Annotated in this window: 13 protein-coding genes and 3 tRNA genes; 3 read left to right on the forward strand and 13 right to left on the reverse strand. The window is 39.5% G+C overall.

Translation table 11 applies throughout. The features are described 5' to 3' along the window. Positions 1-112 precede the first annotated feature (112 nt). The 5 genes from ABMQ40_RS09640 to ABMQ40_RS09660 form a co-directional block, all read right to left on the reverse strand. Positions 113-961 carry a tyrosine-type recombinase/integrase gene (locus ABMQ40_RS09640; protein WP_370898988.1) on the reverse strand — a complete coding sequence of 283 codons (849 nt, stop codon included), beginning with the start codon at positions 959-961 and terminating at the stop codon, positions 113-115. A 44-nt stretch (positions 962-1,005) separates the two neighbouring features. Beyond that, positions 1,006-1,257 carry a hypothetical protein gene (locus ABMQ40_RS09645; RefSeq protein ID WP_370898990.1) on the reverse strand — a complete coding sequence of 84 codons (252 nt, stop codon included), beginning with the start codon at positions 1,255-1,257 and terminating at the stop codon, positions 1,006-1,008. Positions 1,258-1,341: 84 nt separating this feature from the next. Then, a tRNA-Leu gene (locus ABMQ40_RS09650) sits at positions 1,342-1,425 on the reverse strand. Between the two features lie 6 nt (positions 1,426-1,431). After that, positions 1,432-1,507, reverse strand: a tRNA-Gly gene (locus tag ABMQ40_RS09655). A 6-nt stretch (positions 1,508-1,513) separates the two neighbouring features. Continuing rightward, positions 1,514-1,595: transfer RNA gene (locus ABMQ40_RS09660), tRNA-Leu, on the reverse strand. A 175-nt stretch (positions 1,596-1,770) separates the two neighbouring features. On the opposite strand from ABMQ40_RS09660, the gene ABMQ40_RS09665 reads away from it, so the two are divergent. The 3 genes from ABMQ40_RS09665 to ABMQ40_RS09675 are packed head-to-tail and all read left to right on the forward strand — an operon-like array spanning position 1,771 to position 3,735. Continuing rightward, positions 1,771-2,148, forward strand: a complete 378-nt coding sequence (locus ABMQ40_RS09665; protein WP_370898992.1) for a DUF3127 domain-containing protein — start codon at positions 1,771-1,773, stop codon at positions 2,146-2,148. Positions 2,149-2,207: 59 nt separating this feature from the next. Next, positions 2,208-2,861, forward strand: coding sequence for a leucyl/phenylalanyl-tRNA--protein transferase (gene aat, locus ABMQ40_RS09670; protein WP_370898994.1), 654 nt, complete (start codon positions 2,208-2,210; stop codon positions 2,859-2,861). Further along, a complete protein-coding gene (locus ABMQ40_RS09675; protein ID WP_370898996.1) occupies positions 2,848-3,735 on the forward strand; it encodes a DMT family transporter in 888 nt (295 codons plus the stop codon). Before aat ends, ABMQ40_RS09675 begins: the two co-directional genes overlap by 14 nt. 28 nt (positions 3,736-3,763) lie before the next feature. Here ABMQ40_RS09675 and ABMQ40_RS09680 read toward each other — a convergent pair whose 3' ends face one another. From ABMQ40_RS09680 to ABMQ40_RS09715, 8 genes are all read right to left on the reverse strand, one after another. After that, positions 3,764-5,143, reverse strand: a complete 1,380-nt coding sequence (locus ABMQ40_RS09680) for a tetratricopeptide repeat protein (protein WP_370898998.1) — start codon at positions 5,141-5,143, stop codon at positions 3,764-3,766. Between the two features lie 205 nt (positions 5,144-5,348). Next, complete coding sequence (locus ABMQ40_RS09685) at positions 5,349-6,320, reverse strand: quinone oxidoreductase family protein (protein ID WP_370899000.1); 972 nt, start codon at positions 6,318-6,320, stop codon at positions 5,349-5,351. A gap of 61 nt (positions 6,321-6,381) precedes the next feature. Beyond that, positions 6,382-6,960, reverse strand: coding sequence for a Crp/Fnr family transcriptional regulator (locus ABMQ40_RS09690; RefSeq protein WP_370899002.1), 579 nt, complete (start codon positions 6,958-6,960; stop codon positions 6,382-6,384). A 43-nt stretch (positions 6,961-7,003) separates the two neighbouring features. Then, entirely contained in the window at positions 7,004-8,386 is a 1,383-nt protein-coding gene (glmM, locus tag ABMQ40_RS09695; protein WP_370899004.1) for a phosphoglucosamine mutase, read from the reverse strand. A gap of 231 nt (positions 8,387-8,617) precedes the next feature. Then, positions 8,618-10,648, reverse strand: a complete 2,031-nt coding sequence (gene feoB / locus ABMQ40_RS09700; RefSeq protein WP_370899006.1) for a ferrous iron transport protein B — start codon at positions 10,646-10,648, stop codon at positions 8,618-8,620. Continuing rightward, a complete protein-coding gene (locus ABMQ40_RS09705; protein ID WP_370899008.1) occupies positions 10,648-10,902 on the reverse strand; it encodes a FeoA family protein in 255 nt (84 codons plus the stop codon). Before ABMQ40_RS09705 ends, feoB begins: the two co-directional genes overlap by 1 nt. 135 nt (positions 10,903-11,037) lie before the next feature. After that, positions 11,038-11,964 carry a GLPGLI family protein gene (locus ABMQ40_RS09710; protein WP_370899010.1) on the reverse strand — a complete coding sequence of 309 codons (927 nt, stop codon included), beginning with the start codon at positions 11,962-11,964 and terminating at the stop codon, positions 11,038-11,040. A 222-nt stretch (positions 11,965-12,186) separates the two neighbouring features. After that, positions 12,187-14,898, reverse strand: coding sequence for a hypothetical protein (locus ABMQ40_RS09715; RefSeq protein ID WP_370899012.1), 2,712 nt, complete (start codon positions 14,896-14,898; stop codon positions 12,187-12,189). Between the last annotated feature and the right edge of the window lie 163 nt (positions 14,899-15,061).

The raw sequence follows: 15,061 nt of genomic DNA on the forward strand, positions 1-15,061 counted from the left end.
GAACCATTTCCACAAAGATTCAGGAAAGAATCAGAGAGAATAATAATTCCATTGAGCTTGATAAAATTGTTGTCTATAAGTAAAAAAGCACCTAATTAAAGGTGCTTTTCTTTTAGATGCAAATGTCAATATTTTTATTTTTCTCAACCTGTTGTTCCTCATAATCAACCGCATAATTCAATGTGGTTCTTTCGGTTGTATGCCCCGCAAGCTCTTTCCCTTTTGATAGACCATACACATTAGTCACCATATTTATATACGAATGTTTTAAAGCATATCCTGTTATATTCAAGCCGGCTTTCCTTAAATACCTTGAAGCAATACGGTACAAACTGTTTGCAGTTACTGGCTCATCATGCGGCATTTGGTTAAAACTAAATAAATACTGGTTGGGTTTCGCAATGTCATATAAGGTTTTCCAATATTTCCATGCATGAAAATTGATCGGTCGCATTGCTCGTGTATGAACACCACCCTTTCTTAAATTAACCCAAAAAATACTTTTTTCAATTTCAACATCCTCTTTTTTTACTTGGACCATCTCTTCAAACCTGCTACCACAATAAAAGAATATATACAAAAAGACATAAACATTATAATTCATGTATTTTATCTTATGGAATTTTTCCCATTCTTCAGGTGTCCTAATAATTGCTTTTTTAGCTGGTTTATGCTTTAGATCTGAAATACCCTTTACAAAATTCACCTCAAAAATATCAAGCTCAGTAAAAAACTTAAAACATGATGAAATGTGAGATTTTGTTTTGTTAACCCGATAATTGCTATGACCGTCATTAGTCATTCGCAACAACAATTGTTTTATATCCCCTTTTGTAGTATCCTTGATAGGTTTAACATGAATCCGTAACATTTTTGCATATTTTGTAATATGCTTCATGCTGTTCGTCATGTCTTTTATATGAAATTTAACGCCGGGATTATTATCAACAGCAGACTGCATAGCCGCTAAAAATAATGTTTTGCCATTAACGACAGGTGTTTCACTTAAAAACTCATATTCTTTTGTTTTTGGTTATATCCCTGTTCCAAAAGATATGTTTCTTCTTCAATAAGACGTTTTGTCTCCTCAACACGTTCTGCATGATCTTTAATGTGATTCATACCCTTGAATAAACAGTTGTGTTCATTTCCATTTTGATCCGTAAATACATAACGGACAATCCAGTCTTTTGCGATTGATTTTTTTGAAGTTTCCCAGTTAACAGGATAAACCTTCATTTTTGAATAAGATTTCATTTTGCACGATTTGAAATCTAACGAGAATAAAACAGATTTTTAAAAAGTCCGGAAATAGTTTGTGGAAGGGATTTCCGGACTATGTACCCCAGGCGGGACTTGAACCCGCACGCCAAAAGAGGCACAGGATTTTAAGTCCTGCGTGTCTACCAGTTCCACCACCAGGGCTTGGAGTGGAGCGAAAAACGGGATTCGAACCCGCGACCCCAACCTTGGCAAGGTTGTGCTCTACCAACTGAGCTATTTTCGCATTCTGTGCGGATGAAGGGACTCGAACCCCCACGCCTCTCGGCACCAGATCCTAAGTCTGGCGTGGCTACCAATTACACCACATCCGCGTGATTTTTATTTGTATTTTAAAGAACTTTCTTCGTTTTTGTGAGTGCAAATATAGGGCAATTTTTTGTATTTACAAGACTTTTCAAATAAAATTTTATTTTTTTTACAAAATTTATTTCCCGCACCATTTATTACATTTCATTTTCTTACTTTTACACCGTTAATAATTATGATATGGAATTACAAGGAACGGTAAAGAAACTTTTTGAAACTCAAACATTTGCAAGCGGTTTCCAAAAAAGGGAAATGGTTATTTTAACCCAGGAACAGTATCCACAGCCAATCAGTATAGAATTTTTATCCGATAAGATCAGTTTATTAGATAATGTGTCTGAAGGAGAAAATGTGAAAGTGGGAATCAATATCAGAGGAAGAGAATGGACTTCCCCACAGGGAGAAACAAAATATTTCAACTCAATTACCGGATGGAGGCTTGAAAAAGTTTTTGATAACGGTGCAGAGCCTACCCAGGCTATGCCATCCCAGTCATCTTCCCCGGTATCCAATGAAAATCCGTTTGCCGGAGACGATGATGACGATTTGCCTTTTTAATTAAAGCTATATAACTGAATATCAATCCTGCTTTATTAAGTGGGATTTTTTTTCCTGAAATGGTTCGATTAGACGAAAATGAAATTTCATTTCCCGATCCTGAACTTTATGACGGACATGAAGGAATAATCGCCTTCGGAGGTGACCTGTCCGTTGAAAGGGTTTGGTTCGCGTACCAGCTTGGCATCTTTCCATGGTATAATCCGGGGGAAGAAATTCTTTGGTGGTGCCCCGATCCGAGATTTGTGCTATTCCCGGAGGAGCTGAAAGTCTCAAAATCCATGAGGAAAATATTAACCCGGGATGTTTTTTCCTTCACAGAGAACCGGAATTTCAGGGATGTCATCAGAAACTGCCAGCAGGTAAGCAGAAGGGGCCAGTCCGGAACATGGCTCTCGGACGAGCTGGTGGAAGTATTCATTAAACTTCATGAGTACGGATTGGCGAAAAGCATTGAGGTCTGGCAGCATGAAGAACTGGTAGGAGGCTTTTACGGTCTTCAGATCGGTAAGGTCTTTTGCGGAGAGAGCATGTTTACGAAAGTCAGCAACGCCTCAAAAGCAGGATTCATCCATTTCGTTGAAAAAAACAGGGACCAGCTGGATCTAATAGACTGCCAGTCTCATACCGGCCATCTTGAAAGTCTGGGAGCCAGGATGATTCCTAAAAAAGAATTTTTAAAAATATTACATCAGAATAATGAACGCAGATAGAGAAAAATGGATTCTTTTATTGGTATTAAGTATCATTTGGGGTTCCTCTTTTATTTTAATCAAGAAGTCGCTTGAGCACTTTAATCCTTTTCAGGTCGGGGCCTTAAGGGTCCTGATTGCAGGGATCATCCTGATGCCGCTGGCCATCTCCAAATACAGGCTATTCCCTAAGAAACACCTGAAATGGCTACTTTTAGCTGCCTTTACGGGAAATTTTATTCCTATGTTCCTGTTCCCTATTGCCGAAACGGAAGTAAGCAGCAGCATTGCAGGGATTATCAATTCCATGATGCCTATCTTTGTGATTATTGTAGGTGCCCTGGTTTGGAAATTTGAGACGACAAGGAAGCAGATTACCGGAACATTGATAAGCTTTGCGGGGGTATGTATCCTTGCTTTCGGAGGAGGAGACGGCGGGAAGTTCAAGCTTATCCCGATAGTATTGCTTCTGCTGGCCACCTTATGCTATGCCATCAGCACAACCACGGTAAAATCAAAGCTTATGGAGGTTTCCTCCACTATTTTATCTGCATTTGTATTTTCTTTTGTCTTGTTCTTCCCTTCCGTAATTGCTTTGGCCTTTACGGGGTTCTTTTCAGAGTTCAGTTTTTCCAGGGACAATATGCTGGGGCTGATGTTTGTAAGCCTGCTATCCGTTTTCGGAACCGGGCTGGCCATGATGATGAATTACCGGCTGCTAAAAGTATCCTCTCCACTTTTCGCTTCCACAGTTACCTTATTGATGCCTATTGTTGCTATTATCTGGGGAATCCTGGACGGTGAAAAGCTGACCGTTCTTCAATTCCTGGGCGCAGGCATTATTATCGGAGGTCTGATCTTCTTAAGAACCAAACCTGCCATCATAAAAAAATAAATCCTGCACAGAATGCAGGATTTTTTATTTAGTTTTTCTTTTTCATTTTAGCCTTGCCTTTTTTGATCTCATCTTTGATAAAAGGATATTTCTTTTGCATATCCTGAACCAGGGACGGATCCAGGTCTAAAGCCTTCTGAAGTGAACCCAGGCCTTTTTCCTGTTCTTTCAGATTGAAATAACAGTTACTCAGCTGATAATATAGCTCAGCTCTGTTATGCTTTTTTACGGCTCTCATCAAAACGGTAATAGCCTCCTCATATTCTCCCAGCAACATTAATACTTCTGAATAGGCATACCAGTTATAGAATCTTGACGGCTCGGCTTCAACCAGCTTTTTCAGGCAGGACAGGCTCTCCTCAAACTTTCCTGAATCAATGAACAGGAATGCCAGCCTTTTCTGGTATTCCAGATTGTTTTCATTCAGTAAGGTGGCTTCTTTGGCAAAGTGTAAGGCCTCCGTCATTCCTCCCATTTCCTCATACAGATAAGACTGTTCCATCATGGAGAGGTAAAACTGAGGATCCTCTCTTAAGGACTTCTGGAACGCGTTTAAGGCCAGAATCGGTTGTTTCAGTGCTTTATAGCACAAGCCGATCTTATAGTAGGTAAAGGCTTTCGTATACTCCAGATCAAGCATTTCCTCATATACTTCGATGGCCTTTTTGTATTGTCCCAATGCCTCATAACAAGCTGCTTTATTGGCATAAACACCAACTGAGCTCGAATTGATCGCCAATAGATAATCGTATCCTTTTATTGCTTCTTCATAATTCTTCCTGTTGAAATAAAACTGGCCATATTCAAACCAGGCTGTTTCAGAATAAGGAAACTCATCCAGGTATTCATTAAGGAAGGCAATAGCCTCTTCACTCTTATTCAGGTCACTGAAGCATATCATACAGTTTTCCAATGCGTACTCGTCGGTTGGATCTTCTTTCAATGCCTTCCTATAGTGCTTAAGAGCGTTAAACGGGTCTCCCAAATTCACATATTCATCCGCAATAAAGTTGTGAAGGAAGTTTTCTTCTTCTTTCAGCTCTAATGCTTTTTTACAAATTTCAATGGATTTTCTGGGATTGCCCAGGTTCGAATAATACTTCGCGTAGCAAACCAAAAAGTCTGTATTCTCCATTGATGCGCCTTTCAGCTCATCAATAAGTTTTTTCGCGGTATTATAATCTTCCCATTCCAGGAGGATTTCAAGCTTTTTAATCTTGATATCCAGAGAATTGGGATGAAGCTTAAGGCCATAATTAACAGCTTGATCTGCGTAATTAAAATCCCCCAGCTCCAAATAATAAACAATAACGTCCTCTAATTCTTCCGTATCGAAGTAGAACTCATCATTGTTTTCCATCATTTCTTCGAACTTTTTTACAAGTTCATTTTCAAAATACTCTTCCAATAGTGTCTTCTTTGTCAGTCCGATGTCTGAATATTCTTACAGACCTCGGCAAACTCTTTAATTTAATTATTACTCCCTGAAAATCAGTCTTCAATTGTATTGCAAAGTTGCAACTTTTTTTTGAATTATGCTTTCATAAATTTCTATCTTAAAGATAGTAAAAAGGAAATTAAAATAAAAGTCCGTTAACAAAAAATAACATTTATTATTCAATTAATACTACCAATCTTTTTCCGGTATTGATTTCATTTTTCCAGGCAGTTTCAATATCTTTCAGGTAAACCGTTTCCGTTTCTATTTTTAATCTTCCTTCAGCCGCTTCCTGAAACATTTCCGGGATAATTTCCGTAAGAAGCAGTTTAAATTCTTCCCGGGTCCAGCTCCCCAATCCCGAGCCTGAAATCTGCATGTCTGTACCTCTCAGGATCTGCGATGACAGCTGAATGGTGTCTCCACCCATCCCTCCTACCGAAACAAGCCTTGTTCTATGGGAAAATGCGCCATCACCTTTCAATGCAGACAAAATCATTTCTACGGAAGGTCCCCATATATAATCCAGAATCACATCAACAGGCGTTTTTCTGTGAATTTCTTTAATTTTTTGCTTAAAGTCCCCGTCCTCCAGCTTTAAGGAAACTACCTCATCCGCACCCAATGCATAAAGTGACTGAAGGGATTCCTCATTTCTTCCGGTAGCGATTACCTTTTTGGCACCGTACAGCTTGGCGATCTGAACGGCCACCTTCCCGGTGACTCCTGTTGCCCCATTGATGAGAACGGTCTCGCCCGGCTTCAACATCGCTTTGAATCTAAGTCCCATCGCAGAACCCATCACTGCGTTAGGCAAAGCTGCCGCAACCGGAAGGGCCAGTGCTTCGGGAATAGGGACAATGAAATCTTTCTCTGCTGATGTTTTTTCCGCAACGGCTCCGTTCTTACTGAAAAAATAAACCTTTGTCCCGTTTTCCAGTACCCCGACCCCGTCGGTTCCTATGACCTTAGGCTTTTGTTCCTCTTTCTCAGCAGAATAATGGCTACCTGCCGCCCTTGCCCTGTCAAAGTTCTTGATGGAGGCTGCTTTTACATAGATTAAGCTTTCATCCTGCCTAACTTCCGGTTCCGGGAAATCTGCGTACTTTGGGATCCCTCCTTTTTCAAATACTACTGCTGCTTTCATTATTTTTTCTCACAAAATTATCATGAAGACCTTTCGGGATGCAATAACATTTGTTATCAGTTTATTTTTCCCTGAGGATCTTACCTTTTATACGGCTGAGATGTACGGTTGTAATCCCCAGATAAGATGCAATATAATGCTGCGGGACCCTTTTAATAATTTCAGGCCTTTCTTTGGCCAGGCTGAGATATCGCTGTTGCGGGGTGTCCTTTATGAACGAGAAGAAATGTCTCATATAATCGAAAACCCTTTCAAAAATGGAATCTATGAATATGCTTCTCATTTCAGGGTCTGTATAGGCTTCCTCAAGAATCTCATCAACAGTGGCCTTATCTATCTGCCATAAGACACATGGCTCAATCGCTTCAAAGGAGACCATGCTGGGTAATCCTTTCCTGAAGCTTTCGAGTGATGAGAACATATTGTTTTCCATAAAGAACTGGAAGGTTATATCTTTTCCGTCATTGTTATACCATGCCCGTACGATCCCTTTTTCTATAAAATAAGCGTTGCAGGAGATCTCTCCTTCTTTTATAAGTGTGGCTTTCGCAGGAACTTCCATGCGCCTGAACCTTCCGGCAAATTTCCTCAGATTTTCTTTAGGGAGGTGAAGCAGCCTGTCTTTTATGTGTTCAAACATTTTATAAAAGAAAAAGAACGGAACATAAGTTCCGTCCCTGTATTTAGATTAAGCTTTTTATTTTAGTGATGATGCTGTCTCCTAGCTGGTCTGCCTCTTCCTGGGATCTGGCTTCGGTATAGATCCTGATGATCGGTTCCGTATTCGATTTGCGAAGGTGAACCCAGTTGTTCTCAAAATCTATTTTTACTCCGTCAACGGTAGAGATCTCTTCGTTCTGATATTCTTTTTCCATTCTGGATAAAATATCATCAACATTTATGTCCGGGGTCAGCTCAATTTTCTTTTTTCCCATAAAATAGCCCGGGTAACCTGCCCTTAGCTGTGAAACCGTTTTATTCTCTTTGGCCAGATGAGTCAGGAATAAAGCTATTCCCACTAAAGAATCTCTTCCGTAGTGAAGGTCAGGATAGATAACCCCTCCGTTTCCTTCTCCCCCGATCACCGCATTTTTTTCTTTCATCAGCGTAACTACATTTACTTCCCCAACCGCACTTGCAAAATATTCTGATCCGTGGGTATGGGCAATATCCCTCAAGGCTCTGCTGGACGAAAGGTTTGAAATAGCAGCCCCTTTTGTATTTTTTAGCAGATAATCGGCAACGGCAACCAAAGTATATTCTTCCCCGAACATTTCACCTTTTTCATCAATTAACGCCAGCCTGTCCACATCAGGATCTACAACAATTCCCAGGTCTGCATTTTCTTTTTTAACCAATTCACAGATATCTCCTAGATGTTCTTTTAGCGGTTCCGGATTGTGCGGAAAATGGCCATTAGGCTCGCAGTATAGTTTTATGGTCTCACATCCCAGCTTATCCAGCAGCATCGGGATTGCAACCCCTCCTGTGGAATTTACGGCATCTAAAACAACCCTGAATTTTTTAGCTTTAATGGCTTCAACATCCACCATAGGCAGATCAAGAATTTTCTGAATATGAATATCAAATGCATCTTCTCTGGTTTCATATTTACCTAAATCATCTACCCCGGCATAATGGAAATCTTCACTTTCAGCCAGTGCCAAAACCTCCGCTCCGTTCTCCCCACTGATAAATTCTCCTTTTTCATTTAAAAGCTTCAGGGCGTTCCATTGTTTCGGATTGTGAGATGCGGTAAGAATAATCCCTCCGTCAGCATTCAGTTCCGGGACCATTACCTCTACGGTGGGTGTTGTGGAAAGGCCCAGATCAATAACATTGATTCCTAAGCCCTGTAATGTGGCCGTCACCAGGGAAGAAACCATTTGCCCTGATATTCTGGCGTCTCTTCCTATGACAAGCGTTAAATCTTTTCTGTTTTTATTGTTCTGAAGCCATGTTCCGAAGGCTGAAGCGAATTTTACCACATCAAGCGGTGTTAGGTTGTCATTTACCTTACCCCCGATCGTTCCCCTGATCCCTGAAATACTTTTTATTAGTGACATTCTGTGTATTATTTAATTCTAATTTTATTATTTAAGCTAAGCAAAATTAGATATTATTTGTGGAATACCACACCGGAATTTATGAACACCCGCAATCTTTGTCGCAATTTGTTCTTTTGGAACTGAATTTCTTCGGTGCAAAATTCTTCCTGATCACTTTAAACAAGGAATAACAGGCAAATGCAACAATAAGCAAAACTATTATGTATTGAAAAATCAATGACGAGTCCATCATTTTAGAATTTGATATGCTAACATCGACACAAAGTATGCCAAACCAGTCATCATTACAACCTGTATGCCGGTCCATCTCCAGCTTTTGGTCTCCCTGTAGACTACTGCAAGTGTGGAAACACACTGCATTGCAAACGCATAGAACAGAAGTATTGAAATCCCGATTGCAAAGCTGAAAACTTTTTCCCCGTTTGGCTTCACATCATTCCTCATCTTGTCTATAACCTTCACTTCCGAAGCGTCATCATCCAGGCTGTATAAGGTAGACATGGTACCCACGAAAACCTCTCTTGCCACAAAGCTTGTAATAATGCCTACACCCATCTTCCAGTCATAGCCCAGAGGTGCAATAACAGGCTCTATTCCTTTCCCCATCTTCGCGAGATAAGAATGATCAAGCTCCACATTGGTGGCCACCATCTCACCCGGCTTCTGCTTCGGCCCGAAATAGCTTAAAAACCATATGATGATACTTACTATGAAAATTATTTTCCCTGCTCCTGTAATGAAGTCCCATACTTTTCCCAGTACCATTTTAAAATCGTATCCGAAAAGCGGCTTTTTATAGGTTGGTAAATCCATTACAAGGTAGGTTTTCCCTTTGTTTCTGATGAATTTTTTAAGAATAGATGCAGAAAGCAGGGCAACCATAAAGCCTAAAAGATACATACCCATCAGAACCAGGGCTTTATATTGGATTCCTAAAAAGGTTCCATCTGAAATGATCAGCCCGATAATGATGCTGTACACAGGAAGCCTTGCGGAGCAGGTCATAAAAGGCGTTACCAGAATGGTCAGCAATCTTTCCTTGACATTTTCAATATTCCTGGTGGATATTACTGCCGGAATTGCGCATGCCGTTCCCGAAACAAGAGGAACAATACTTTTCCCGTTTAGTCCGAACGGACGCAATAACCGGTCCATCAGGAATACCACTCGTGCCATATATCCCGAATCTTCCAGTAAATACAGGAAATACAACAAGATCCCGATTTGCGGAGCAAAAACAATAATTCCTCCCAACCCGGGCACTATACCATTGGAAACCAATGAATTCAGCGGCCCTTCCGGAAGATGCTCGCTCGTGAAAGCCGACAACCAGGAAAAGAAATCATCAATCCAGTTCATCGGGTATTCGGCCAGGAAGAAAACACTTTGGAATATCAGAAGCAAAACAGCTAAGAAAACTACATAACCCCAGAATTTATGTACTAAAATTTTGTCTAGTTTTTCAGTCAGCAGCTCCTTGAACTGGGGCTTTTTGGAAATGACATCTGCAAGGACCTTATCTACGCTCTGATACCTCCTCACTGTCTCCTGGACCTGTAATCTTTTAGGAACCAAACTCTTAACTTCAGGCTCATTCAGTAGATCATGGATAGAATCTATTCTTCCCAGTTCCACCCCTGAAGATATGGCCATCCAGGCCTTATATTGATTGTCAAATCCCTTATGATGGGCAAACTTTTGAAGAAAATCCCTATGCTCGGCAGGGGTTTCAAAGGAAATCTTATCTGCCTTCACAAACTCATTGCGGAATACCGCTTCCCTGACCTCATCAATTCCGATCTGCTCTTTGGCGTTGGTCTGGATAATCTTTATCCCTAATGCATGTGAAAATTTCTGCATATCAATGGAAATCCCTCTTCTTTCTGCCTGATCGATCTGGTTCACAACCAAAATCATAGGAATGCCCAGGTCCTGGATCTGCTGGAATAAAAGAAGCCCTCTTTTTAAACTTAATGCTTCCAGGATATAGATGACCCCGGCATAGTTCTTTTGTTCGTCAATAAGAAACTTAGAAAATATAGCCTCATCTTCCGAGCTCGGATAAATACTATACGAACCTGGCAGATCAATCACCTCAACCTCTTCATTCTTATAGGTATAATGTCCCGAATGACTGGCGACGGTAACCCCTGCGTAATTTCCGGTTTTCTGCTTTTTATTGCACAGCAAGTTGAAAACCGTTGATTTCCCTACATTCGGATTTCCGACTAAGAGTATCTGTTTCTTATTTTCCTGCATTAATTCAATTCTTCAACAATGATAAAGTCTCCTTCTTCTTCGCGAAGGGCGATCCGGCTTTTTTCCTCTCCAAACTCCACATACATGGGCCCATTGAACGGTGCCTGATACAAAACCCTGAAAACGGTTTCCGGTAAAAGGCCCATTTCTATGATCTTGTTAGGCATCCGCAGCTGATTATTGTCGTACCCCAGTATCCTCCCCGTCCTGTTTTTAGGGAAGCCGCTTAATTTATGTAAATCCTTCTTTTTCAAAAATCTACTTTTTGTGATGCAAATATACGTTATTTAAATCTAATCTAAATAACACTTTTTATGAAAGAAATCAACCCAAATACATTCCTGTACTTGGGTTGACCTTAATATAATTTAGTTTGATATGAAGTTTGCTTATTTTTTTTCTTTTCCTGTCTTTCCTGCACTGCCCTTTTCATAGGCAGGTTCTATCGGGTTATCAATAGCATTGAAGAAATCTTTATACATCTTTTCCTGCTTCTTCATCATGTCCCCTATTGTTCCATCCATTCCGGGAATTGTTTTAGACATCATTTCCTGGGTCATCATGGGTCTTACCGTAGCAAAAGGATCTTTTTTGAAATCGTTGAAAGTTTTTTCAAACTTTTCTCTCGGCATTTCAGTTACTTTTAAACCAACATTGGAAAGCTTCTCCATATATGTCAATTCTTCCCAGTTTGGAACTCTTTTATTTCCCTGAAGAACCCAAGAATAGTTTTTGCCTTCGTCTTCAATCTTTACGATCAAGCCTGGAAGTCCTGAAAATTTATATGGCCCATCTTGAAAAGGAAGCTCTGAGCTAAACCAAGCCGTCCATTTCTTCCCTGCAAATTCCGTTGTTGCTTTCTGAGCATTATAAGCTCCAATTTTTGCTTTTTCATTAGAAATTTTCCAGTCTAATTTTAATGTTTCATTATATCCGATGTTCATAGGAGAAAATCCGCTCGTAATTCTTTCAATATATTGGATTTTCATATCTGGATATGTCTTCACAATTTTTTCAGAAAACTTCGGCATCTTGAAAGATTTAGATAAATCTTTCAAAACTCCTGCCTTTTGCATTGCTTCAAATTGGACTTTCAGAATAGAATCTTGCCCAATAGCTGTAAAATCTCTATAAATAGATCTGTCTTTAACTATATCAAGTGACATAATTACCTTATCCAGTTTTGCCGAATCTTTTTTAGGCTTGAACGTCAGCTCATAAAAGAAGCGGTTGGCAGTTTCCTTTGAATCATTGGAATCCTGAGCTCCGGCAAAAGCAAAAAGCACGATAAAAAATATTGAGAAGAACTTTTTCATTTTAAAATGTTTACCAATTAGTTATCGATCCCGGAAATATGTTACAGATTTTTACCGTGTTTTTACATAACCTGATTTAAATCATGGGCAGCCGGGAGTTTACTACAGGCTTAACGATATTCTGTTACCGGGAAGCTATGGCCCCTCTGCGGATACGTCGGCTTTTAACAGATATCTTACGATCGTATAAAAAAACCAATCTTTGTGAGATTGGTTTCTTCTTTATTTAAAGTTGAACTTTACGGTGAACATCACCTGGCTTGGACGCAGCTGATATTTTGTATATGAAATATACGTAGTATTGATATCGTATGTTTCAAATACTTTTTTGTTCGCAATATTCATCCATTTCAGCTCAAAATCGATTTTCTTTTTCGACCAGCTGAACTGATAGGACAGATCATAGAACCCGTTATTGTATTTTTGGCCTCTGGCATTGGTATTCACCTGATCCCAGTTGAATCCGATTGTATGATTTTCAATAGGATAGAAGAATACCCCAAGATTATGGGTAAATCCTTTGGTGTCCGCACCGGAATTCACTCTTCCCTGGCTTGTTTGTTTTGTTTTTGAAATATTTGCATTATAATCAATACTCATCCAGCTGAAATAGGTGTTGTTAAATTTAATACCAAATGACTGGCTGTTGTTTTTATTGGTGAAGGCTGCATTATCCAGAAATGCATCCGACTTTGAGGTATTGTTGCTGTAACTCACTGAAGCGTTTGTTTTGAATTTTGGAAAATACTTTCCTACTTCTGCACTATAGTTATTACTGATCACATGATTATCCTGTTCAATATACCCCATAATAGTATATCCTGCCTCATTGATTTTCGGATTGGAAATAAGGTTTCTTTTTGCATCTGAATATCTGTAATTCACATTAAAGAATAAATTGTTCAGCGGATTTCTGTATTCCAGCCTTGTCCCTGCTGATTTGTTATTGTTCTGAGGGATCGGATTATCAATATCCATTGCGTTGATTCCGTTTGGTGAAGTCATTAAAAATCCTGAGTATGCAGAATTGATTTCCCCGAAATTGTTGTTAATATTGGCATTTACCGATGCTTTCCAGAAAGAAGCAAATGTATACTGAGCAAAAATGTTTGGCTCAAAAGTAACTTTGTTAACTTCTTTAGAAACCTGCCTCATCGGGTCTTCTGCCCTGATATTATTTGAATTTACAGGAAAGCTGGCGAACAACATCCATGCTTCACTTTTATAATTCACTCCTAAAGTTCCGTAAGGTGTTACTGTGGTATATTTGAGATCATTGCTATACCTGGATATCGGAGTTTCCGGGTCATTGGGGTCAGGAGTCGGAATTGTAAAAATGTTTGATAAGTCTGATACTAAATTCGTTGTTTTGAAATTAAATCCCACTCCGGGAGTAAAAGTCCATCCTTTTGTAGAAAAATTTATGTTTGCCGAATGACTGGCTTCAAAAGTTTTCAACCTTAAACTCTGTCTGACCAAATCTGAATCAGGATCCGGGCTAAACCCCGGGATAGCCAGATATGAAGCCGGAGAAACATCCAGCGTTTGTCTGTCCGTCTGATAATTAATGAAAGACGTTACGTTGATCATTTTCTCTTTCCAGGGGATGATTGTACTCAAAGAGTTCTGGAATGATGTTGTGGGAGATTCTATCGCTTCTTCACCATGCCTGTTGTTGATAGCGTCTGTTCTGTCTACAACAGCTCTGTCTGCATTCCAGAATTGGGAGAAGCTGGTGGTATTTTTAAAGAAGCCTTTTTTCGCATTTTTAGTAAAGATCAACTCTCCTTTTGCCTTGTCTGTATAAAAGTTATTAAAAATATTTTGTGTAACTTTTGATTCCGGTCTTTCAGGGGTCGCAAAATAATTGAACTCACCGTAAGATTCTCTTTCTACTGCATTATTGGTGTAATTGGCACTTGCTTTAAGTTCCCATTCTTTTTTCTTGTCAATATTAGTAAGGTAATTGGCTGATAAATAATGTACGTTATTCATCAGATATCTTTTTACCGGAAGATTCGGGGTACTTGCGTTTTCTACATTCAGCCAGTCGTTTTGGGAAGCATTGATCCTTCTTCCTTCCCATCTGTTTCCGAAGGCCAGAATATTTCCTTCATTTTCTACCTGTTCTCCCATATTATTGGTTTTGTAGTTAACCACCCATTGGCTTTTCTGGCCGAAAAACATAGGTGTCAGCTTTACGTTCCATAGCCATGGATCTCCGAAACCGCTTCCTACTTCTCCCCTTCCGGTCATGGTAACGGAGTTTTTAAGCTTGATATTGATGGCAGCCTGGTCAGAAGGTACTTTATCCTGGAGGATTTTTACCGGCTGGTGGTTTTCAAGGACCTCAACTTTTTGCACCGCGTCTTTTGGAAGCGAGTTATTAATCGTTCCGTAGCCTCCTTCCATCAGGTCTTTTCCATTGACATAGAACTTGTTGATGGCATTTCCCTGATAAAGGATGGTTCCGTCCGTATTTACCTCAATACCCGGGATCTTTTTCATCACATCGGCAAGCGTTCTGTCATTTTTGCTGTCAAAAGCTTTAAGATCATAAGAAATGGTATCTCCCCTGGCGGTAATCATTTTTGTCTTTAGCTGAACTTCCTTTATTTCTGTTGCTTCCGAATCCATTTTAAAATTCAGGGTCTGATCACTATTGCTGATCTGCCTGGTGAGGGGTTTTTGATTAAAGGCCTTTACCTTCAGATCTACATTAGGCTCTGAAGAGGTAAAAGTTACCTTATATTCCCCTTTGGAATTGGTGATCCCGTAGGCCAGAATCGCATCTTTTCCCGGCTCTTCAATAGTTACGCTTGCACTTGGGATCGCAGCTCCGTCTTCATCAGTGATCTTTCCTGAGACCGTTTTTTGTGCAAATGTCAGCACTGAAAGAAAAAGCATCAGAAAAAAAGAAATATTCTTTTTCATAATTTATTATTTGATTAATTAGTTAATGGCTATTGTTTTTTGTTACACATCTATAAAGATGTGTTTTAAAGCTAAAGGTTAAAAAAAAATTATCACTACAAAAATAGTGATAAAATACGGTATTTATCTTTTTTTTGTTTTTTTTAGCTGATTTTGTATTAAA

Source organism: Chryseobacterium gossypii (assembly GCF_041361455.1).
GTDB lineage: Bacteria > Bacteroidota > Bacteroidia > Flavobacteriales > Weeksellaceae > Chryseobacterium > Chryseobacterium gossypii.